18 protein-coding genes are annotated in these 21,080 nt (G+C 52.4%); 8 read left to right on the top strand and 10 right to left on the bottom strand.

Annotated features, from left to right (window positions below; genetic code table 11):
• The first annotated feature begins 599 nt into the window (after positions 1 to 599).
• Entirely contained in the window at positions 600 to 1,283 is a 684-nt protein-coding gene (locus MUN73_RS03075; RefSeq protein ID WP_250138984.1) for an RING finger protein, read from the top strand.
• A 397-nt stretch (positions 1,284 to 1,680) separates the two neighbouring features.
• Here MUN73_RS03075 and MUN73_RS03070 read toward each other — a convergent pair whose 3' ends face one another.
• Positions 1,681 to 2,295 (bottom strand): tetratricopeptide repeat protein, encoded by a 615-nt coding sequence (locus tag MUN73_RS03070; protein WP_250138983.1) that lies wholly within the window; start codon positions 2,293 to 2,295, stop codon positions 1,681 to 1,683.
• A 176-nt stretch (positions 2,296 to 2,471) separates the two neighbouring features.
• Between MUN73_RS03070 and MUN73_RS03065 the strand changes: the two genes are divergently transcribed.
• The gene (locus tag MUN73_RS03065; protein ID WP_250138982.1) at positions 2,472 to 3,326 is read left to right on the top strand and encodes a hypothetical protein; all 855 of its coding nucleotides are present in this window, start codon (positions 2,472 to 2,474) and stop codon (positions 3,324 to 3,326) included.
• Positions 3,319 to 3,897, top strand: coding sequence for a hypothetical protein (locus MUN73_RS03060; protein ID WP_250138981.1), 579 nt, complete (start codon positions 3,319 to 3,321; stop codon positions 3,895 to 3,897). The genes MUN73_RS03065 and MUN73_RS03060 overlap by 8 nt, the downstream gene beginning before the upstream one ends.
• Positions 3,898 to 3,922: 25 nt before the next feature.
• Here MUN73_RS03060 and MUN73_RS03055 read toward each other — a convergent pair whose 3' ends face one another.
• The 9 genes from MUN73_RS03055 to MUN73_RS03015 form a co-directional block, all read right to left on the bottom strand.
• A complete protein-coding gene (locus MUN73_RS03055; RefSeq protein ID WP_250138980.1) occupies positions 3,923 to 5,320 on the bottom strand; it encodes an ATP-binding protein in 1,398 nt (465 codons plus the stop codon).
• A gap of 169 nt (positions 5,321 to 5,489) precedes the next feature.
• Positions 5,490 to 5,864, bottom strand: a complete 375-nt coding sequence (locus MUN73_RS03050) for a hypothetical protein (protein ID WP_250138979.1) — start codon at positions 5,862 to 5,864, stop codon at positions 5,490 to 5,492.
• 46 nt (positions 5,865 to 5,910) lie between these two features.
• A complete protein-coding gene (locus MUN73_RS03045) occupies positions 5,911 to 7,245 on the bottom strand; it encodes a hypothetical protein (protein WP_250138978.1) in 1,335 nt (444 codons plus the stop codon).
• Positions 7,246 to 7,480: 235 nt separating this feature from the next.
• Positions 7,481 to 8,536, bottom strand: a complete 1,056-nt coding sequence (locus tag MUN73_RS03040; RefSeq protein ID WP_382181345.1) for an HNH endonuclease — start codon at positions 8,534 to 8,536, stop codon at positions 7,481 to 7,483.
• A 126-nt stretch (positions 8,537 to 8,662) separates the two neighbouring features.
• Complete coding sequence (locus MUN73_RS03035) at positions 8,663 to 9,328, bottom strand: ribonuclease H-like domain-containing protein (protein WP_250138976.1); 666 nt, start codon at positions 9,326 to 9,328, stop codon at positions 8,663 to 8,665.
• On the bottom strand, positions 9,328 to 10,317 hold the full coding sequence (locus MUN73_RS03030; RefSeq protein WP_250138975.1) for a hypothetical protein: 990 nt from the start codon (positions 10,315 to 10,317) through the stop codon (positions 9,328 to 9,330). Before MUN73_RS03030 ends, MUN73_RS03035 begins: the two co-directional genes overlap by 1 nt.
• Positions 10,314 to 11,132, bottom strand: coding sequence for a DUF8168 family protein (locus MUN73_RS03025; protein ID WP_250138974.1), 819 nt, complete (start codon positions 11,130 to 11,132; stop codon positions 10,314 to 10,316). The genes MUN73_RS03030 and MUN73_RS03025 overlap by 4 nt, the downstream gene beginning before the upstream one ends.
• A 219-nt stretch (positions 11,133 to 11,351) precedes the next feature.
• Positions 11,352 to 12,323 (bottom strand): hypothetical protein, encoded by a 972-nt coding sequence (locus tag MUN73_RS03020; protein WP_250138973.1) that lies wholly within the window; start codon positions 12,321 to 12,323, stop codon positions 11,352 to 11,354.
• The gene (locus MUN73_RS03015; RefSeq protein ID WP_250138972.1) at positions 12,320 to 12,760 is read right to left on the bottom strand and encodes a DUF8112 family protein; all 441 of its coding nucleotides are present in this window, start codon (positions 12,758 to 12,760) and stop codon (positions 12,320 to 12,322) included. The genes MUN73_RS03020 and MUN73_RS03015 overlap by 4 nt, the downstream gene beginning before the upstream one ends.
• A 210-nt stretch (positions 12,761 to 12,970) precedes the next feature.
• On the opposite strand from MUN73_RS03015, the gene MUN73_RS03010 reads away from it, so the two are divergent.
• The 5 genes from MUN73_RS03010 to MUN73_RS02990 all read left to right on the top strand — a co-directional run bounded on the left by MUN73_RS03010 (position 12,971) and on the right by MUN73_RS02990 (position 21,080).
• Entirely contained in the window at positions 12,971 to 13,183 is a 213-nt protein-coding gene (locus MUN73_RS03010) for a hypothetical protein (RefSeq protein ID WP_250138971.1), read from the top strand.
• 254 nt (positions 13,184 to 13,437) lie between these two features.
• On the top strand, positions 13,438 to 15,855 hold the full coding sequence (locus MUN73_RS03005) for a DNA methyltransferase (protein WP_250138970.1): 2,418 nt from the start codon (positions 13,438 to 13,440) through the stop codon (positions 15,853 to 15,855).
• Between the two features lie 5 nt (positions 15,856 to 15,860).
• On the top strand, positions 15,861 to 16,652 hold the full coding sequence (locus MUN73_RS03000) for a hypothetical protein (RefSeq protein WP_250138969.1): 792 nt from the start codon (positions 15,861 to 15,863) through the stop codon (positions 16,650 to 16,652).
• A gap of 7 nt (positions 16,653 to 16,659) precedes the next feature.
• Positions 16,660 to 17,181, top strand: a complete 522-nt coding sequence (locus MUN73_RS02995; protein ID WP_250138968.1) for a hypothetical protein — start codon at positions 16,660 to 16,662, stop codon at positions 17,179 to 17,181.
• Positions 17,178 to 21,080, top strand: coding sequence for a hypothetical protein (locus MUN73_RS02990; protein ID WP_250138967.1), 3,903 nt, complete (start codon positions 17,178 to 17,180; stop codon positions 21,078 to 21,080). The genes MUN73_RS02995 and MUN73_RS02990 overlap by 4 nt, the downstream gene beginning before the upstream one ends.

Here is a 21,080-nt window from a genome sequence, read left to right as displayed (position 1 = left end):
CGTTTAGAATCGAGCCGACAATAGGATCGTCTAATTTGCTGGATCCGACCTGAGACTTTGCATTGCAACGAAAGATTCGGAAGCCATAGACAGGGAGAGGATCTATTGATAAGATACGGTATTATCTCAAGAGGATTTGTTAATATTATATGTATTTAGATAAATTCTACGCCAGTCCTTCAAGATTGAGGAGATTTTTGCCCAATTATCCGTAGAACCCTTACCCTTTTAAACAACTCGCGGTTAGGCCTGATCAATTCAGATGTCCATTGGCACCTCAAACGAATATAGCAGCCCTCAACTCTCCGTAAAGGAGCAGATCAGAGACTCGCTCTACAAAGTGCATCACGAGCTGTGTGCGTGTGTAGTCGCTCCACGAAAAAGAGGAGGGGAGACTTCCTTCTCTTCTAGTGAAACCGCTAGACGGGAGCGAGGAAAGGACTCAAAAAGTGCGAGAATCTTGCAACTCAACTCGCGGAACCGGCTACGAATAGCACTGGTACGTAATTGTAATGTAATATATTCTACTAGCAACAGTGTACTTCGTAATCGTACTGTAATCGTTCAAGTTCAATCATCGTTCGAAAGAGGTGGTTTGAATGGGTGAGCGAGAACCGCTATGCGTACGGGTAGATGAAACTGTCCAGGAGCAGTTTCGAAACTTCACCCTCGAAACGAAAGGGAGAATACACGGAGAGATGGGGAGACTCGTCGAACGAGCGATGAAAGAGTACATGAACCGCGATCGATCAGCGCGTATCGAAGAGCAGCTGGAACAAATGAACTCACGACAGCAAAAAATGCTCGAACTCATGAACAATTCAGCGTCCCTTTCCTCGCACGATGAGGCTGCTCACTCACACAGCACTGATGTGGGTGCGTTTACTGATCTTGAACCACAAGTTCGGAAAGGGATAGAAAAAACCCTTGCTAGCCTTCCAGAAGGAGAAGTTGACCACTCTGATATCGAGCGAGCTGTGCATAGTGCCGGTCGCACCGATCCACGAACTGTGAAAAAGTACCGGAAAGTCCTCGAATCTCGTGGTGTCCTCCTTCCTCACCCGCTCAAAGCTGATGAAGACATGTGGATCCACGGATTACGGCAGTTCGCAGTTCTTTGTGAAGCATCAGACGATGTCACTGTTGGTAGATTGAATTTCCTACTTGGGGATCTTGAGAAAGCAGGAGTGATCTCGGAGGAAGACTATCGGGATGCACTCCCTGATGACTTCGTTGAGGGTCGAGCACTGAAGATAGATCAAATCACCTTTAATTCATCTTGAGGCTTGACGTCCTCTCCGCGCAGAAACGCGAAGTTTTCCAGTAATCAGGAAGTCGCTCCCTCTCAGATTTGCTTACCGTCAATACCTGGCCTCTCATGTGTTAGCCGCAGAAGAGATAAAGTCACTCCGCATCAAGAATAGAAGCATGGGTGTGGTGCGTTCGCTTCTCACGACACTGGTTCTCGGGATCACGGCGATCGTTGCTACTGCTGTCCTCGTCGGAGTTCTATCGGACTCAGCGCTATGGATCGTCCTTGTCGTCGCTACAGTCGTCGTGATAGCGGACCTCTCATTGACCACTCGCTCTCTCCTCGCTGGAGATGACAACTAATCTGATTTGCTGACGAGACGTTCGTGGGTAACAGTCGGAAATTGATTGGCGAGAGACAGCCTGGAGTTAGTCCATCTTCTTCCGTATCCGTTCTTTCCGGCCTTCGAACCCGCCTTTCGTTCCGTCTGTCGTCCCGATTTCGAGCGCCTGATCACAAACGTTGAGTGCTTCCTCGTACTGGTCTTGCTTCTCGTAAATAATGGCGAGTCGCTTGAACGATGGAATTCGTGGCACGTCTCCGAACTCAGCAACAAACTCATCAGCGATCTCGATGTCCTTCTTACAGTACTTGATACACTTTTCGATAGCGTCATCCCACTCGTCGCGTTGCTTATAGTAGACGTCGATCAGTTCGGTGTACGTGAAGTGCGTGCTCGTAGCCGACCCGTCTTCGAACTTGAGCGCCGTTTGTAATACCTGCTCCGCGAACTCGTAATCGTTCTCGCTCGCCGCAGTCGAACCCACGCCTTTCAGATACTCTTGCGCCGTTTGAGATGTGTCTGAAACACTCTGTTCAAGCAAGTTGACTTCACCGCCGGTCCCGAACGCCGTACTATACTGATGGACTTTCTGACGTTCTTTATCAGAAAGATCCAGATACCACTCCTCCAGATTAAGCACTGCAATCAAATCAGGCACAGCGGACCCTGACTGGAACAAACTGGTGATCTTGTCGAACATATAGCGAATTCACAACCTTGTAAAACATAACTTTCTGGTTTGTAATGAAATGCCAGCACGAGCAGTACCCTATGGCGAAATTCTATCAGCTCTCCTGTTGAACAGGAATGTTAAGGCATCTCATACGGATACTGTTGCACGAATGAGTCTGCTAGCAATACAACGAGGAGACTGGGATGCCGATTGATCAAGCGGCTCAGTGGCATGTCGTCGACGACTGGTGGGAACAAGCCAGCGTCACCAATACCGAGACGATCGCTAACTTGGAAGCCTTGTTCGAATCGTTGAACGAGCAATGGCGAGACAGTGCAACGTGTTTCGATCGAGACCCGCTGTGCGCCGAGTGGCGTGACGACGGGCCACTCCGCACCGCACAAGAAGAAAATTGGTCACAATGGCTCGCACACCTGTGTGATACCGCACCGCCGAGCTTCACCACCGATCTGTTTGGCGTCTCTGGAACTGAATCACCTACTCGTGTCCAGTGTGATGTCCCACTCAGCTCGGATACAACGCACGACCGTCGAGCCGACGTTCTCATTCAGTACCCCGAGACCGGGATTTCGATCGAGGTGAAGATCGACGACGAGAACTACGCGAAAACCCCGGATACTGCTCGACTCATCGAACACCACGACCGGAGACGAGCCTGGGACCACTACTTGCTTCTCCCGAAAACCAATCACGAAGCGCTTCGGGCAACCACCGGATCGCAACTCGACGACGGAGAGACTCATTCGATCCTTCGAGGCACGCAGCCTGATGAACCGGACGTCACCGTCCTGTACTGGCGTGACATCAGTCATAGTCTCCGGCAGACACTCCTCACAGACACGACTGCAACACCGCACTGGCAAGCGAGCGCGTACTCGTTCATCACCATTATCGAAACCGTTCTCTGCCAATTCGCACCCGCCCCTCTCATCACGAACGCTACGTCCGGAACCACGGGGTTCACCGATCAAACCCGGCTCCGGCACACACCGCTCACCGACCAGTACGCCTACCTCACCACCAACACCAATGAGTGACGACATCATCACAACCGGCCTCGAAACCGACCGGTACCTGAAAGCACGGCAACTCGCTCACGACTTCGAAACCACGCTCCTCGACACGCTCGAAACGACCGGCCGCGAAATGCTGCGCAGCGCCGGGTACGACACCGACGTCACCTTCCGCGACAAAGCACTCGGCCCCGAATACACCGCGACGCTCGCCACGATCCGCACCGAAGCCCCAATCAGACACGACGCCGCCCCCGACGCCAACACGAAACTCAACGTCGGCGTCGAATGGGTCACACCGGACACGATCGACGACGCACCAACCGATGATGGCGCGTACGCGTACGTCCAGTACAAACTCCAGAACGGCTCCCAAACCGTGTACGACACCGTCCGCAACGCCACTACTGCCGACGACAGTTGGTCTGACATTCGATTCTACGACGACCAGTGGTACAGCCCACAAAAACACGCCCCCGGGATTGTCGCTATCCCGCTCACTGACTCCGAAGCTCTCGACGAACACTTCACCACACTCCAACACCACTTCACCAACGTGTACGCCCCAGCAATCAAGCAATCAATAGACCTCTGAAGTGACCGTCGAGGAATGCTCCTGTTTAATTGGTTCTATGGACTGCCTCATACCCAACAGTCCCGAGGAAATCGCTAAGGACACGTTCGAATTCGCGTGTTTGATCAGGGAACGGTGTGCGAGTATGAGCAAGCTCGTGAAGGAGCGTTCCGATGAACTCCTCTGGATCGTCAAGGACTGATCGTCGGAGCACAATTTGTTTCTCTGCCGGTTGATGGACGCCCATCGTGTTATCCCCATCTGTTGCTCGAAGTGTTTCTGAGACACGAACTGAGTAGTCAGGTGGGCACGAAATAATATCGAACACCGGCTCCCGCAACTCCCAGACAGCTAACTCCTGATCAGTCATCGAGTCCTCATCCACGAACTCGAACGAGAAACTCTCCTCATACTCAGTTGAGTACAAATCGACCCCCCGAATCTCGTTTCCGTCAGTGTCAGTCTCCGATTCTACATCTGGCTGAATACGATCGGGAATCGTCACAACTTGATACCCATCGTTCTCAGCGTGATCCAACAGGTCTCGATGACGTGCTTGTTCATCCGTGGTTGCCAAGACCACGTCCTTCTTCGCGTTAAGAACCTTCACAGCATGCACCTGGATTGGCTTCCACCCAAGCTCATCATGTGTCTCACCCGACGTGAACCGTTGAAGGTCATCAACGAGGCGTTGCGCTACCTCACCAGATTCACAGGCCTGTAGAATCTGTTTCACGCGGGAAGTGTAGGCAGTTCGACCGACATTTGAACGCTCCCGGTTGAGGGCATCACGAATTTTCTTCGTAGTCGCTGTAATGTCGTAACTGAACAGGAAATTTTCCTCAGTTGCGACGCGAAGCCCAGTAACGTATACGGACGCTGATTCCCCTTCCGGAACGCGATACACATCCCCGAAGCGAGTAGATTCCAGTAACTCACCGTCTGTGTACCGAATGAAGTTCTCCTTCGCTGCTTTCACAGACTCCTCGCTAATACCTGCCAGTACAACATCCGTCCCCTCAATGTCCTCCTCGGGAGCTTGAATATCAACGTGGAGCGTTTCGATTTCCTCGAACCCGTGCTTAGGAGCCTCTTCAACAGTGAAAATATTGTGTGCCGAATGGATCGTAACGTCAATTCCATGCCGGTGGAACGTCGCAATAGCGTCTTTGAGTCCAACACCAAATTTCCCGATCACCTCATCAGGCTTGGCCAGCTTCTCTTCGTTTTCGGATTGCGTGAAATGCTCGTACTGGAGACCGCGGCCATAGTCCCGAACGTGCCACCGACCCTCGTCATCTTCATAGAGATCAGGCTCAGTTGTACCCGTAAGGCTAGCTTCGTCAAGAGCGTTCGCAATGATCTCTCGTAACGCGTCAGACGGTCCCCACGCTTCAAGGACCTCCTCCATATTCAAGTCGAATTTCCCTGTCGTTACAGACATGCGTTCTACGACAAACCCCTCCCTGATGAACCTTGCCACCAAACTGAACTGTATAGAACACCATCACGTATTCGCACGGCCTGTCGAACCCCTCTGGAAGTGATGGGGTCCAGCGATGTGCTGAAAACATAGCTGTATTTTAACACGAGTCCCAGTAAGCGTCCCGAACTCAGCAGAAGATCTCAGAGTGCACCGCACGCAGCTCGTCGACAACCTCTTTAACCTTGGACTCGGTCGGGTAAAGCTCGTACAACACGTAGTCGTCACCCCAGTCAATACGTTCCGCTTCCTCATCGAGTACTGTTTCCTCTTCTTCGTCGCTTGGGTCGATAGTGATCTCGGCGTACAGCAGAGAGACCTCTGATTCAGACAAGTTAAAATCTACTTCCGCATCAAAGGATCTACCTTGGAGTTCGATCTGGGTCTCGACCATAAACCAGCCGAGATCGTCACCCAATTCTTGGTCAACCCAGATTTCGTGACCGGCCTCTTCCTCAACACGACTTGTGAATCGCTCTATCTTGTCTGCTTCTGCTTCCGACATAGACGAAAAGTTCCGACCGACTTGTAAAGAAGGTATTTGTGAAATGTTAGTCCTCCTCACTTTCCTCTAGGAGCTCTTTGATCTCATTGATCACCCGAATAGTTTCTTCTCTTTCCTCAGCGGACCTCGTACCGTATTCAAGCAATCGTCTGTAGTCTGCCGCAGAGTATCCCTCCTCGTAATAGTAGATATACAGCTCAATCAGGACATCAAGGAGAATCTTCGCAGCCGCCCGGTGATACCGAGAGATACCGGTGTGAGGTCCCTGATGCACAAGCTCATTCCGCTTACCATAGATTTCCTTGATAGCCTCCTGAAGCTCCTCTCGCACCACGCCCTTCTCAGTCATACTCTCCAATGCGAACAACGCTCTATCAACCGCAACCTCCTTAGCCTGGCCACGTTCGACCTGAGCCAAGTTCTCGATACCCCGCCAAAACGCGAAGAAGGACTGATGAACAGAAGACTCGGTTATACCATCCTGATATGCTAAAATCGCGTTCGCCAAGAACTCGTCCACACTGCTCAAGTCTTCACGGGCAGCGGAGAGATCGGGAAACTCACCGAACTTCTCCATCCTCTTATCAGTATCACGGCGACCGCCCTCAGAACCCCGCCGCAGATCGTAATCATACGGCCAGTAATTCAGATACTCGTCACCATCGAAAACCAGATACACGAACGGTTCCTTCAACTGAGACCACCGGGCATTCGGTGGCCGCTCATTACTCGCAGGTTGCGGAACATCGGCACTGCGTTCCCACAAAACAAAATTCAGCTTCCCCAAAAGAAGCCGTACAATCTCTGGAATCCGGCTCAAAGCGTAGTGGTGGTCACGAGAATCGTACTCGGTCTTCCAATACGTGAAGACACCACCCAAACCATCGCTCTCGTAAAGGTCGTTTGGTGACTCCTCTAGAAATGCAACCAGACTCGTCTCATCCTGATTCCGTGCAGGTTCCTCATACTCTTCTCTCCACTCAGTCTCCGAGATCCGCTCAAAATCAGCGTTGGGTGTAGAAAACGAATCCGGTATTTTACTGCTTTCTCGCAGGTTCAACGGGAAGACTATGGTATATGTGATCAGGTTATGTCCAAGAGTTTCACGTAGCACTTCCCCCTTTTTATCTTGAAATAGACTGTCTAAATTCGGAGCATCCTCTTCATGCGTTTCCTCGGCTACCTCAATAACAGCGTCTTGGAAAGCCGAAATCAATGTTCGTTTTGTCAGTTTGTGCCTCTGAGAATCGAAGTTTGTCTCTTCCTCAATGTAGTCGTTAAGGATTCTCTGTAGCTTTGCCCCCATCCCGACTTGAACTCGGTACTCCTCTTCCTGTAGGTCGTATCTTAGACACTCAAGAGCCTCCTCAAGACGGGTCATACAACCAGTATCGGTACTACATCAAGTAAGAGTATCCCAAAGACTGTCATGGGTACAATATCTACGATCAATTTCACACCTTCGATTGTTTACTGGCCGTCCCAATATCGATGCCGTAAAAGCGAATATCGACCGCTTGCTGCATACTCCTCTGTACTTAGCAGGCTATTTGTATCAACCGCTGAGGCTTTCAACAGACCCAAAAATCACTAAGTTGTTCGCTCCAGTTCTTCAGTTAGAGCGCTGAATTGATTTCTTGGAGCGAGTTGATTGCTTGCTGAAGATGCGTCCGCAGTTCCTCACTAACGCTGTCTTCCGCTACTGATCGCTTGTCTCGTTGATCACCATTTCGCGCTGTTTGTTCATCTGAGTCTGGTTCGGGCGTGCCCCACGTTTCAGTCCTTCCCAGATCACTGCTTTCTTCCTCAGTGACGTCATCAAGTCGTTGCTGCTCGTCAGACTCACTCTCTGTGACCTGTGTATCCTGTTCCGATCGAGTTGCTTCAGATGGACGCCCACCGCGACCGAACGCATCCAGCGGGAAGTCGTACGCGTACGCCCGCTTCATCTTGTTGAACGTCGTGCGGCGCGTAATCCCGAATGCGTCGATCACATCATTCCGGTTACATCCACGCTCCAGCGCTCGCCGCACCTGCTCATCCTCCATGCGTTGCAACAACAGTTGCTGATCGTCCGGGATGTGCCCGCGAGCCGAGTTCTCGACCTGCTCAGTTAACCCCCACTCGCCCGTCTCGACGTCTTTATCGACGATTTGCCGGTCACGTGATTCCACACGGTTATCGAGCCCCATCAGCACCCACAACCGTTCTCGAACCGCGGAGACCGACAAGTCGGCCGTCAATTCACCCGCGATGTCACCCGTCCGTCCTGGCCCGTCATCTGCGAGGACTTGCAAGATCTCGATGTCTTGCGGTAACAGAACAGTAAGATCCTCCTCAGTAATGTCCACTGGGGCATCCTCCGGCTCCGATTGTTGGTGGTGCCAACTGTGACACGCCCGGCAGATCAGCGTGAGGTTCTCCATGTCGTGCTCGTCCACGTCCTCAGGATTCCGCTCAATGTGATGTGCGTGCAACTTTGCTAACCCGTTTTCCTCCGGCCCGCACCGCCCACAAAGCTGGCACTTGTGCCCGTACTCTTCCATCACAGCCTCGCGTGTCTCCGGATCAACCGTTTCGTGACACGCGTCCGGCTCAAGCACCCTGGTGTCCCCATTCGTTGTCGATTCGTCACTCGATTCGTCGTGAGATCGTCGGTCAGTATCTTCCATTCTTACGTACTGCGTCTATCGATTCGTGTTCGGTCCCACACCGCTCGATGACTACCTGCTGGTGTATCGCTTCAATTCGCAGTTCACAACCCAACACCACCCGAGTACAGTCTCAACGACCGTTCCTCACCCATACCTCGTCGAAGTCAACGACTTGAGTTTAAAATCCGATTTCGAGCAGTACCGCTCCGCGAGCAACCCTAACTCTCGCGCCCTGAGGACATCCGCCGCGTTATGCAACACGAGCGGTGTGAACTCACTATTCTCGAACGCTGTGACGGCCTCACTGCACTCCTCAAACGGATCCAATTCGCCAGCCGAACCGCCACACAACGTGTCGTACACGCCGACGAGATCCCGGCACTCATCCTCACCAACCGTCGTGTTGAATCGTTTCGACACGAGCGGCAGCAAATCCGTGTACGGTAACTCATCGAACGGCCACGCAACATCGTTCCGCGTGAGCCGCGTCCGCAAGAACGGGAGATCGAACCCAGACCGCCACGTCTCCCCGTTAAACGCCGCGAGCAACACGTCATCACCAGCCAACCGGTCACGCGAGAACTCCCCGACCGCCTCCAACAACGCCCGCTCAGACGCGTGCGTCGACAATTGCACGTGACACTCCACCCGCTCCTTCACGACCTCCGCAACACCACCAGCGTCCCGACCACCAGTCTGGACAAACACGCGAACCCCCAGCGGGAACGCGAACCCTGCAACCGTCACTTCATCATCCACCGAGAACCCAGTCGTCTCAATATCGAACGCAACCAGCGTCAACTCCGACATTACGCATCACCCTCAACGACACCATCCCCTTCGACAGGGCTACGCTCAGGCACACGATCGTCACTCGCCGGGCGAACCCGGAACTCACCGAACCCGAACCTGGAGTGCGTCCCGATACGCAACACCCCGTTTTTCGCCGTCCCAACCGGATCGCTACCAGCGTAGCCGACAACCTGCCCGTGATCGACCGTCACCAGGGCATGTGAATCCGCGCCGTCGACGAACCGTGTCTCCCGACGACGTAGCCCACCCATCGTCTCAGTGGACGAGCCAGTCCCGGGAGCCTCCATGTCGACGTCCCACCACCACGGCACCGACTGCGAGTCAGCACCCGGGAACTCACTCTCCAGCACGTACGGCGACACGAGTTCGACCCAGAACGCTTCACCGAGCTCCGCAGCCTCCGTAACCCGCGAGTAATCCAGCGCATCCAAATCCACGAGTTGCGTATCAGCCACCGACAACGCACCGAACCCGTAATTCCGACCACCACCGACCCGCAACTCGTCAAGAACTTCTTCGGATAACGGAAGGACATCCTCGCTATCAGCGTGCAAGTAGCAGTGTACGTACCACGACACGGATCTGCGTCGATTCCGCTGGCCAGGCGGGCGACCGAACCAGCACGTCGAATCGAACACCACCCGGTCACCATGCGTCTGTAACGGGTGCGCGTTATGCGCATCTCGCGGCCGCGAATCCAACAACCACCGGTACGCCGAGTCACGAAGGATGAACAAGTCATCGCACGATTCTACCTCAGGAAGCGACTGCCCGAGTTTCCCCGCGTACCCCTCATGGGACGTACCAGCCGGGAACTCACCGTACTCACCCGGAACGAACACGCCGTGACTCACGTGTAACGCTCGAGCGTCCCCTGAATCCATTCGGCGCGCGATCGCGTTGAACAACGCGTTCCCCGACACAGCATATGGGTGCCCGAAGTACTGCGCTTCCAACTCGAACAACACTTGCTGCACCACCGTCATGCCACCACCTCCGCGTCTTCAACAGCCGGGCCTAGCGCCGCAACGTACTCCTCGATGAACTGCAACGCGACCGACCACGACCGGATCCGCCGCAACTGCGCATCCAACACGCGCCACCGACGCGACGCATCCACATCGAACGGGAACTCTGGAAGCCGAGACCACACGTCTGCGAACGACCGTGCCGGCCGCGAACCGAGCCGCGCCGCCGGTCGCCCAGCTGGGTCACCAGTCACGTACAACGCGAACCCTGCCGTCGACAACACCGTCCGATGCGGCACAACTTCCGGGACAGCGTCACGAAGCGACACCGCGAGGAACAACTCATCGAACCCGAACCCCGCCCGGTAATTATCCAGCAACGCCGCCACGAGCAACGTGTGGAACTTCAGGCTCGTGTACGGGTAATACGGCGACTCGTTGAACATCGCCGGCACATCACTCGACAACCACGCCTCGTGCAACGCGCCCGCATCATCACTCTCGATCACCTCACGTAATGCGACATCGACATCATCCACTGTCCCGCTCGTCGACACCACTTCACCAGTCAGCAACGACACGCGGAACCACGACTCGTGCGCATCCAGCGTTCGCTCAGGCTTCCCGCGCGGCCGACTCAACAACGCCGCATCATGATCCGCGCCGAGCGGCACGTCCTCGTTCACCCGCACACCACGAAACACATCCTCCGCATGCTCATGCGACCGCGATCTGGCCTTGTGAACGTCGTGCCGATACGTAGCCACCATCGGCTCAACTTCACCAACCACGTCATCCACACCCGCGCTCGACGACCCACCACTATCGCTCATCAACACCACCATCCTCCGACTGCTCCTGAACAGGAAGCAACTCCGTGGACACCAGCGCTAACTCATTCAGCTCTCCAGACTCCGACTGCCCGACGTCTCCACCACGCTCAGACACCGCTCCGTCACGGTCCGAAACCTGCACCGGCCGTAACTTCGACGACACCGGTGCTAACTCGTTTAGCTCATCCACCGCATTCGAAGTCGAATCACGATCGTCAGTCACGCCGACTCACCTCCCGAGCCACCATCAGGCATCGGTAAGTCACCATCACGCGCCGCCGTCCGCGCTTGCAACGCCCGCACAAACTCAGGTCGGCACTCCGACGCCCACACCGCATCCTTCTGCTCCATCGACGATGTCGTCGCCTGCGCCCTGTTGAACACGCGCCGCACCTCCTGCTCAGAGTACAGCGGGTTAAGAACCCGCACGTCCGCGATCCCAGCGCCGAAATTCCGTGCACCACCAACCTGAAACGCGAACTCGTCACTATGCAAGTCAAGGAACGATACGGCTTCCAGCAGCAACCCGACGAACTCCGGTTTCAACTCCCGAAGCGTCAACTTCCACGTCCCCTCAACGTTCCCGAGCACATCACGATCCGCCTGCCGAAGCGGCTTCCCACCGTCCTCATCGTTCCGCGACCGGACTTGATTCGACACTTGCCGGTAATGAGCCTCCGCCTCACCTTGCAGGACATCTACGTTCCTCCGAATCGGCGAAAACGACACCGGACGACGCAACAACTTCCCCGGCTGATCACCGAACCCACCGAACAAATCGTATACCACACACCCATCATCGTGATCGTCGAGACAACTCCCCTTCTCATGGTATCCGGACTCCAGATCACGCTCATACACGTTCGCACGCATATAATCCGCGTCCGATTCACCCGGATGACACGCCGACGCACCAGCAATCTGGAGCACCTGCTCGCACCCGTGGCGCAGCCAACCGCTCAACGTGAACGGCGAAATCTGGCCCTCAATCTGATTCATCGGATCATCCGCCTCATACCGATCTGCTGAGGCGTGGTGTCGATCCGTCACGATCCCATCGCCAGGTGACAACAGGTCGATTTCGAGCCCAATGTACACGTCCGGCAGCAACATCTCATCGAGCGACCGTGGGAATTCCAGCTCGATATCGAGATCTGACGCGTCTAGTTCTGGCTCGTCACTCGACATCATCGCCCCACCTCGCTTTCCGCACTCGGTACATCTGGTTCAGCCTGGTCGGCAGCAGTCGCACACCACCGAATCGACTTCGTCGCCGCCTCACTCACACCCAATATTTCAGGAGCAAGCAGAACCGGCCACGACGACTGCATCGCCCCATCAGAGCACCAACCAACACGGCCCTTGACGAGCAGTTCTCGCAAGCCGAGTGTAAACTCCGACAGATACCCGTCCCGATCCTCACCGCACAGAACGTACCCGACCTGAACCATCACCTCTCCAGCCGGCCGAAACACGTACACAACAACCTCATCTCCTTCACAAAGAGAAGTGACGCACACCAAACATGTCGCGGCCCCTTCCCCGAGCGAAATTTGTTGTAATTGTATTATCTCTTCAGTCCGTATCCTGTCGATGGCTTCTTGAGTAGGGATTTCTGATTCTTTCATGGGTTCTCTTCCAGGGAGCCCGGCTCAGGTGTCCTTACCACCTGGGCACTTGCTGTGACCGGCTCGCCCTATAGAGCCGAGCTTCCACAATTCTGATTACTACATGCAGTCACTTAAGATTACTGTAGGCAGTAACCCATGTGCCAAATTATAATCTTGTGACTGAGGGCAGTAAGAAGTACTATGGGAGTGGACCGACCATCCTGAGATATGGTTGATGATCAGTATCGTGGACTCCTTACTGAGCGTGAACGAGAAATTCTAAGAGGGGAAGCAGAGGTCTCTGACAACTATCAGTATCGAGTCGTCAGTCGCATTCGTACGAAAATAGAAAACATCGACGAAGATACCGAGATTCTAGCCGAGAATCGAGAGGACCTTCTTGAGGAGCTACGTGATGTGGTGTGCAAGAACTCTGAGTGAAATATCTATCATACATCATTTTAACCCCCACATTATACTAATAAAACAATAAAATTCTTATCCTGACATTTAATAGTTGGCCAAAATCATGCATATAGAAATAATCATATTAATTCTAATTCGCTATGCCACGGAAACCGTATTGTAGAACGCCCAAAGGTAGTGTTTTTTGTATATGTGCTCTCAGCAGTTGTGGCAGGTTTTAAGTCATCCTTCCGTGAACCCCTAACCATCTCAACGAGACACCTTAGAATATGACTGGAAAACAAGATAACCTAGTCGAAGGCAATCTCCACTCTGAACCATTTGAGGCATTTGAGAATGGGGACGTGTCTCCGCTGATTAACGACGATTACGATTCCTATCCGGAACCTCCAGTCGGAATTGAGGATGAAGTAGATCGGACAAATCCAATAGCATATTCTCATACTTACTGGACCAAGAAACCCTATCCGGCCATACAGTATTTCATTGAGCAACTGACGGAGGAAGGTGACGTTGTACTTGATTCAATGTGTGGTAGTGGTATGACTGGTGTCGCAGCCCTATCTTGTGGGCGGAAAACTATTCTTAATGATGTCAGTCCAGCTGCTACATGGATATCCAAGAACAATCTTGCTCCAATCGATATCAATGCGCTAGATAATGCCTACGAGCGTGTAGAGAATTCAGTTAAGGAAGAAATCCAAAATCTGTACCGGGCAAAATGCATTGACTGCAACTCTATGGGCACTATTGCCTACATGAGGTACAGTGAGATTCACGAATGCAAGCGGTGTGGGTCAGAGCTGAATTTAGATGAGATAGAGAAGAAAGACTACACATCGAAATATATCTGCCCGAATTGTGATAACGAATTTAAGCCAGGTACTCAGGAAGCTCTTGATCGTGTCCCTGTTGGGGTTGCATTAGATTGCCCGAGCTGCGGTGGGCGAGGCAACAAACAGCGCGATATCGATCAAAAAGATGTTGATCTCCTTGATGAAATCGAGAAAAAAGAAAACCCTCACTGGTATCCAACTAAGGAACTCCTACCTAACTCCCGTATCAACGTCTCTGAAGGAATGAGGGTTTGTGACCTATATAGCAAAAGAAACCTACTTGCCCTAGCGAAGCTCCGAGAGGCTATTGTCAACGAAACAGAGGAAGGTCCTATTCGACAACACCTACTCTTCGCCTTCACCGGGATAGCCGCTAATACGAGTAAAATGGCTCAAGACCGGCCAAACACGAGTATTATGAAGGGGACCTATTACATCCCGCCGAAAAACAAGGAGATCAATGTCTGGAACTCTTTCGACAACAAATATAATCGCTACGTCCGGAAAGCAAGGGAACACTTCAAGGACCTCGTTGAGAGTGACTATAATCCAGATAGTGACGCCCGAGTATTTACAGATGACGCCCGGGATCTCAATGACATTCCTGATGAATCAATTGATTACGTCTTCATAGATCCGCCATACGGCGATACGGTTCCATACGCAGAGGTGAACCTTCTCTGGACAGCATGGTTAGAAGAAGAGGAAGACTTTCAGAAGGAAATTGTCGTAAGCGATAGCAGTGAGCGAGAGGACAAAGATGAGGACAAATGGGAGGAGGAGATTCATGAGGTCTTTGAAGAAATTTACGCTAAACTCAAGCCTGGTCGCTGGGTGACGATTACCTTCAACAATAGTGATCCTGCTATGTGGGAGAGGTTCAACAACGCCATCATTGACATCGGGTTCACCCCGTACAATGGTAGCCTATCTCTGGACATGAAGCAGAAATCCTGGAAGCAGATGAAGGAGGACAAAGCACAGCGGCGAGACACCGTTGTCAATTACTTCAAACTTCCAGAATCTATGGACGATGCTGAGTTCGAAACCCCTCCCGAGGAGATACCGAAAGACATCATGGAGAGGGTCACGACAGCGATAGACAACGTCGTCCGTTCAGGATATCTCGGTCGGGGAGTCCTCCCAGAACAAGTCTTCCATGAAGTGATTAAAACTCTAAAGAAGAACAACGCCCTGAATCTCCGTCCCGACTGGGAATCAATCTTGGAGGAGAACTACGAGAAGAACATCGATGATCGTGGCAGGACCAGGTGGCATCCACCTGACTACCACCAAGAATACGACCCCGATCTGGAGTACTTCTCCACAGACCTGATTGCCCAACGCGCTATCGAAGAATACCTCGAAGAAAACGGTGGCTCCACGTATTCCGACCTCTACGAGGTTGTCACCAACGAGGTCGATCAGCAACCGGAGAACTTCGATGAACTGCTTGAGCGGAACTTCATCAAGGACCGTAAGAAGTGGCGGTTGCCAGAAACGGAGGACGAGAAACTAGAGGTCGAGCGACGTCAGGAAGGTCATCAAGAACATGCCGTCGACCAGTTTGTCTCCAAGCTCGAAAACAACGAACACATCGAAGAGGCACCTCCACTACACGTCTTGGAGTACGGTATCCGGTATCTCCAAGACGAGGACCGTCACCGAGACGCACTTCTCCTCTACGACTACATCGACATCGAGGAACTACCTGATGACGTACAGAGTAACATCCGTCGACGTCGCCGGATCAGCGAGGCCAAGGCCGAAAAGACAGACGGAGGCGATGAGGAAAGCGATCCCGAGATCGATCCGGCACAATCTACGTTAGGGGACATTGACCAGGAGTAGTACACATGGAAGGAAAAGATATCAGTGTGGTTCTGGCTGACGAAGCGATCCAAGTTGTTCGAGAGGCTTCTGAGTTTGACTCGCTGGAGGCGTTGAAGCAGCATGTTGTGGAAGATCTGCTTCCACAGAATAGCAAGCAGGTTCGAAAGCGGTACGCCGCTATTCTCGCTAAGCGGTTGTTCGTCGACGATCCCTACTTCGATGAGGCAAACGAGGACCCTCTTAGTACTCCTCTCGTAGGGTCTGCGAAGAATCTCTCGGATGACTCACTCAGGTCTGCGATTTTCTATCACTACGCTTTGTCCAACAAGGTTCTATCCACGGTTCTCGAAGAGTTCTTTGCACCAAAGCTCAACGATGTCAATTCGATTACGAAGTCAGAGTTAGAGAACTTCTTCGAGACTAAAGAGGTAGGGAACGAGGAGAGAACTACGAAGGATATCCTCCGGTGCTTCACTCAGTTCAATCTTATCGAGAAGGCGGATGGAGATGAAGACAGGTATCTTCTTACAGGGAATCGTTCCTTACCGGCTTTTGTGTATTCTCTCCACCACGAGTTGGGTGACCCTCAGATGTACTTCGTTGAGGATATTCAGAATTCACTAACCAGGCGTGCAGGCCTGTTCGATGATGAGGCCCTGCAGGAATTCATCTATGATGGGTGGAATGCCGACGTGTGGGAGTATTCGTTTATCAGTGATATGGAGCAAGTGAAGTTACGGTATAATCCAGAGGACATCAGCTCGGAGCTGGCTGGACTCTCTGAGTCCGGTGCAGAAAACGGGGTTTCCACGTGAGTAGACCATGACCGAGCTCTCAAATTACGAGATGCGGTTGCCGGAACTCGCTGATGCTCTGGAGAGCCACGCTGAAGGCGACGGTGGGAAAGAAGTCTGGTTGATTGTTGGAGAGCGCGATCTTCTTGACAAAGCAGTCAAGGGTCAGATAGCGGACGCACATGGGTTCCCAGTTGTCAATTTGAATAAATCCGTTAGTGAGTTGGTGACGAAGCAAGAAGATTACGAGCAGTTGGTGATGGCAGAACGAACTACTGGCGAACCTAAGCATATCCGTCAGAGGATCTCTGATGCCACTGAGTCTATTCTCCAAGAACAGTTTGAACCTGCCTCTCTCGTAATGTTAGAGAGGTTTGAGGTCGCGCTTCGATATGACTTCGATTTGATTCCTGCAGTTCAGAGGATCGCGCAGAACGAGAAGAAGGCAGTTGTGCTGGCCGACGCCACGGTTGAAGGACAGCACATATACGTAAATGGTAAAGAATTAGAGACTACGCCGTTCACCACAGTTATCCAGGTTAAAAAATGACATCCAGAGATCAACTCAAACCTCTCGACGAGGTAATCACGTTTCCCGACAAGATTCGTGGAGCAATCGACCTTCAACACGCCGAAGAAGATCCAGATGATATTCTGGACAACTTCATCGTCACAGACGAACTCGAAAAACATCTCGTCAAAATACTCTCTGGAATCCCCGACGATCAAGGCGGGACATTCTGGCTTCAGGGCGAGTTCGGAAGCGGTAAAAGCCACGTCCTCGCAAGCCTCTACAGTCTCTTCCGGCTTCACACTCCGGAAGCCTACGAATACCTTGAACGGGACTCGCTCGTCAGTCTCGGAAGCCCAATTTCTGAGAAAGATGTACTCGTCATCCCCTTCAGTTTAGCTGGAGGAGGAGACGTACAAGAAAGTCTGCACAGAAACATCATTGAGCAGACGAAAGATGCATACCTGGAGGCCACTGGCAATGAGCTTCCTGTAAGCCGGGACGACCGGCTCATCGATGCTTTCGAGGATGCTTCTCTGGATAAGCGAGCGTTCTTCGACTACCTGGAGAAGTCTGGCGGTACATGGGACGAAGAGGCCTGGGAAAATACGGACAAGGAGATGTTCGTGGGTGCTATCCGCACCTGGCTTCGAGAGGAAAGCATCTCCCTGGATGTCGACGAGGACTTTAGAACTTCTTTCGAACTGGCCTTAGATGAGATTCTTGAGGAGTTCGATCACATCTTCTATATCGTTGACGAGATATCTGAGTTCCTCAATCGACGGGGTGATGAGGCAAAGAACGACGAAGACGTTCTCTTCTCGCTAGCTGATCTCAAAGACGAGTTCCCGTTTACCATGGTGATGGCTGCCCAGCAGTCATTAGAGCAGAATGAGAGGGTTACCAGTCAACGTGGGAAGCTGATTGCCGAGGACCGGCTACACAACCTCACTCTCACCCGGACGAAACGCGAGTTCCAAGAGATAGCTGTCAACCGTGTTATAAAGGAGTGTAAGAACGAGCGATACGTCGAGGAGTACTACTCCTACTTTGCTGACCGGTTTGACTGGGTAGACGATGCCCGTATAGGGGACTTCAAGGAGATCTTCCCATTCACACCGCAAACCCTTGAACTAGCTAACCGGGCAAGCTCCTTCGATAACACCAACAGAACAGGGATCAAGGCACTACACAGTGCCGTTCAGCACCACGCCAAGGAGCAAACTCTCATCACTCCCGACTACCTCTTCGATGAGTTCGGCGCTGAATACGGCGATACAACTACTAACTCCCTAAAAACCCATCATCCTCAGCTCTACTCGAACTACCAGAGAACTGTCGAAGATTATCTGCCCTCCATAGAGGATCAAGAGTTTGCCAACAACGTGATCAAGGTCCTCTTCCTCAATGCGATCTCCAAGCGAGGCATCACGCCTCACGGTGTAGCAAACTCGCTGATGAGAGAAGTGGTAGAGGATCCTGAAGGGAACGTTATCTACTACGAAGAGGTCCTTGAGGATCTTACCCAGGTCCCGTACATCGTCAGTAACAACGGTACGTACGAGTTCCAAGTCGAAGAAGAAATCACAATCCAGGAGGACAAGAACCAGAAAATCGGAGAGAAAGACAAGGACAACGCCAGGGACATTTTCGCAGATGTACTAGGTGAGTATGGTCTCTTCCAAGACGTCGACCAAGACAAGAGCCTCAGCGTCACGTGGACGAAAACGAATATCAAGGTCGATGGGGAGCTCACAATCGCAGATCTGACCGGGTGGAAAAGCGTCAATACACCTGACGACTTCGAAGACCAACGGTTCTGGCTCTACGTGCAAGAACGCCCTGACCCTGATGCTAGGGACGATGTCGAAGATCTTCTCGACACTGCAGACGATGAACGTGTCGTCGCATGGCTCCCCCGTGATCTGTCCGACCGCCAAGTGAACAAACTCCAAGAATACGAGGCACTAACTGAGCTTGTTACTGACTACGAGCGAAGCGATGCTCCCCATGCCAGCGAGAAACGCGAAATGGCGGCAAGCCAGTTAGAAGATGTGGAGACGGAGCTTCCAAGCATAATCAAGGACTGCTTCCGCCAAGGAAACGCCTTCTCTGCAGAACTATCGGACATCGACTTCACCTTCCAGCAAAGCCTTGAGAACAACGTCCAAGAAATCGTACAAGAGCCTCTAAACCGGACTTACAACGAAAACGAGCTCACCTTCCCCTCGAACAACGTCTGGGAAGACAAGCAGACGAACAAAATCTTGGAGGGCATCGTCAAATACGGGAAGATAACGACCTCCATGGATTCCCGGTATGAGAGCGCAGCGAACAACTTTGCTCAAGGCCTCAAGATTACCACCCAAAGGAATCCACAGGAACTCGATCTTTCAGACAATCAGTACACGGACAAGATCATTGAGCTTCTGAAGGAGGAGACGGAAGATGACGATGACAGTCTTCCTATCCAGCGAATCCACAATGAGCTGCGGACACAGCCAATCGGCCTAAGCTCCCGAATCATTGCGATCTACGTCCTCTCACTGGTGAAGGAGAGTAAGTTAGAAGCAACCGTGACTGGCAATATCATTGAGGGCGGTGTCGTCTCCAGCACCAACATTGAGGATGCCCAGTTCACGAATAATGACCTCGGGAAGCAGATAGAGACGATCAGGACGCCGACTGCTCCTGATAACTGGACTAATATCGTAAACATAGCAGATATCGTTCTATCGGAGGATGTCAGCCGAGAACGCAAACAGGAGAACTACAACGCTGTTTGGACCTCTCTCCAAGACCGTTTCGAGGATTTAACTGACGACATCGATGACCGAATTAACCGATATGAACGCCTGATGTCGGAAGTGGAGGAAGATCCCACGCTCACGTCCGATCTTGAAGACCTCAAGACCGTCATCACCGCCGATTACAATGCAACCAGTGCTGGCGGTAACTTGGAGAAGGTGTACGACACGGTTATCGATACATGCGGAAGTGTCGATGACTTCGAAGATGCTGTAGATACTTTTGATTCCCTGTCCGTCTTCCTCAGTGACTATGAAAACATTGTCACCCGAGCTAGCCAGGCTCTCCAAGACTGGCCTGATGACTCTTTGGACTCGTATGTTCAGGAGGTCCGCGATAATCTTGACTTCCCCAAGGTCATCAGAAATGAGGTTGCAGCCGGGAATCTTCAATCTACTGTCGAGGAGTTCGAGGATCAGTATACGAAACGGTACCGCCAAGCCCACCATGACTACTACGACAAGGTAGAAGAGGTTAATACAGAGATTGAAACCCGGCTAACCTCGGACTCGTTCAAGGCGCTACAAGACCTGAACAAGGTCGATTACAACTTTGCGGATAACGAACTCGCGTCCGCTCTACGCCAGCAGTTAGAAGAGTTAGATGTAGGACAGCCCTGTAACAGGGAAGTGAGTTCGCAGCTTCAGGGCGTGAACCTGACCTGTAGTTGCGGATTTGAACTGGGAGATACCTTCGACAAGCCGGATATCAGCAGCTTAAAGCCTGATAGCTATCTTGAGAGGGCGTTGTCGAGTTTGCAGGACGTGTTGGAAGAAGCGGAAGAGGACCCCAGTATCGAGGCAGAGTGGCTAGAGGACTTCCTATCTGCAGATGCCTCAGAGGTCGCTAGTATGTCTTCTCATGACCGGTCAGGGCTAGTCGGCCAAATTGACGAGGTCATTGAAGAGCTTAATACCGCGGTTATCGACGTCCACGTGTCTACAGAGATGTTCGATGAGCCAGTTGCTCCAGGCGAGCTTGACGGAAAGATTGAGCAACTACAAGAGGCCATCCAACGGGAGATCGACGAAAAGAAGCAGTCGGTGTCGGCTGAGAACATCATGGCACGAGTCCATCTGGAGGGTGAGGATTCTGAGAAACAGGTTGTGAAGCAGGAAGTGAGTCAGTGA

It is taken from the genome of Halosolutus amylolyticus, from assembly GCF_023566055.1.
GTDB classification, from domain to species: Archaea; Halobacteriota; Halobacteria; order Halobacteriales; family Natrialbaceae; genus Halosolutus; species Halosolutus amylolyticus.
The sequence above is the reverse complement of the archived record's forward strand: the minus strand, read 5'-3'. Positions and strand labels throughout refer to the sequence as shown.

Excerpts from the sequence above, each read along its gene's own strand:
- MUN73_RS03075 (WP_250138984.1), top strand. The coding sequence starts at position 600 with ATGGGTGAGCGAGAACCGCTATGCGTACGGGTAGATGAAACTGTCCAG.
- MUN73_RS03070 (WP_250138983.1), bottom strand. The coding sequence starts at position 2,295 with ATGTTCGACAAGATCACCAGTTTGTTCCAGTCAGGGTCCGCTGTGCCT.
- MUN73_RS03065 (WP_250138982.1), top strand. The coding sequence starts at position 2,472 with ATGCCGATTGATCAAGCGGCTCAGTGGCATGTCGTCGACGACTGGTGG.
- MUN73_RS03060 (WP_250138981.1), top strand. The coding sequence starts at position 3,319 with ATGAGTGACGACATCATCACAACCGGCCTCGAAACCGACCGGTACCTG.
- MUN73_RS03055 (WP_250138980.1), bottom strand. The coding sequence starts at position 5,320 with ATGTCTGTAACGACAGGGAAATTCGACTTGAATATGGAGGAGGTCCTT.
- MUN73_RS03050 (WP_250138979.1), bottom strand. The coding sequence starts at position 5,864 with ATGTCGGAAGCAGAAGCAGACAAGATAGAGCGATTCACAAGTCGTGTT.
- MUN73_RS03045 (WP_250138978.1), bottom strand. The coding sequence starts at position 7,245 with ATGACCCGTCTTGAGGAGGCTCTTGAGTGTCTAAGATACGACCTACAG.
- MUN73_RS03040 (WP_382181345.1), bottom strand. The coding sequence starts at position 8,536 with ATGGAAGATACTGACCGACGATCTCACGACGAATCGAGTGACGAATCG.
- MUN73_RS03035 (WP_250138976.1), bottom strand. The coding sequence starts at position 9,328 with ATGTCGGAGTTGACGCTGGTTGCGTTCGATATTGAGACGACTGGGTTC.
- MUN73_RS03030 (WP_250138975.1), bottom strand. The coding sequence starts at position 10,317 with ATGACGGTGGTGCAGCAAGTGTTGTTCGAGTTGGAAGCGCAGTACTTC.
- MUN73_RS03025 (WP_250138974.1), bottom strand. The coding sequence starts at position 11,132 with ATGAGCGATAGTGGTGGGTCGTCGAGCGCGGGTGTGGATGACGTGGTT.
- MUN73_RS03020 (WP_250138973.1), bottom strand. The coding sequence starts at position 12,323 with ATGATGTCGAGTGACGAGCCAGAACTAGACGCGTCAGATCTCGATATC.
- MUN73_RS03015 (WP_250138972.1), bottom strand. The coding sequence starts at position 12,760 with ATGAAAGAATCAGAAATCCCTACTCAAGAAGCCATCGACAGGATACGG.
- MUN73_RS03010 (WP_250138971.1), top strand. The coding sequence starts at position 12,971 with ATGGTTGATGATCAGTATCGTGGACTCCTTACTGAGCGTGAACGAGAA.
- MUN73_RS03005 (WP_250138970.1), top strand. The coding sequence starts at position 13,438 with ATGACTGGAAAACAAGATAACCTAGTCGAAGGCAATCTCCACTCTGAA.
- MUN73_RS03000 (WP_250138969.1), top strand. The coding sequence starts at position 15,861 with ATGGAAGGAAAAGATATCAGTGTGGTTCTGGCTGACGAAGCGATCCAA.
- MUN73_RS02995 (WP_250138968.1), top strand. The coding sequence starts at position 16,660 with ATGACCGAGCTCTCAAATTACGAGATGCGGTTGCCGGAACTCGCTGAT.
- MUN73_RS02990 (WP_250138967.1), top strand. The coding sequence starts at position 17,178 with ATGACATCCAGAGATCAACTCAAACCTCTCGACGAGGTAATCACGTTT.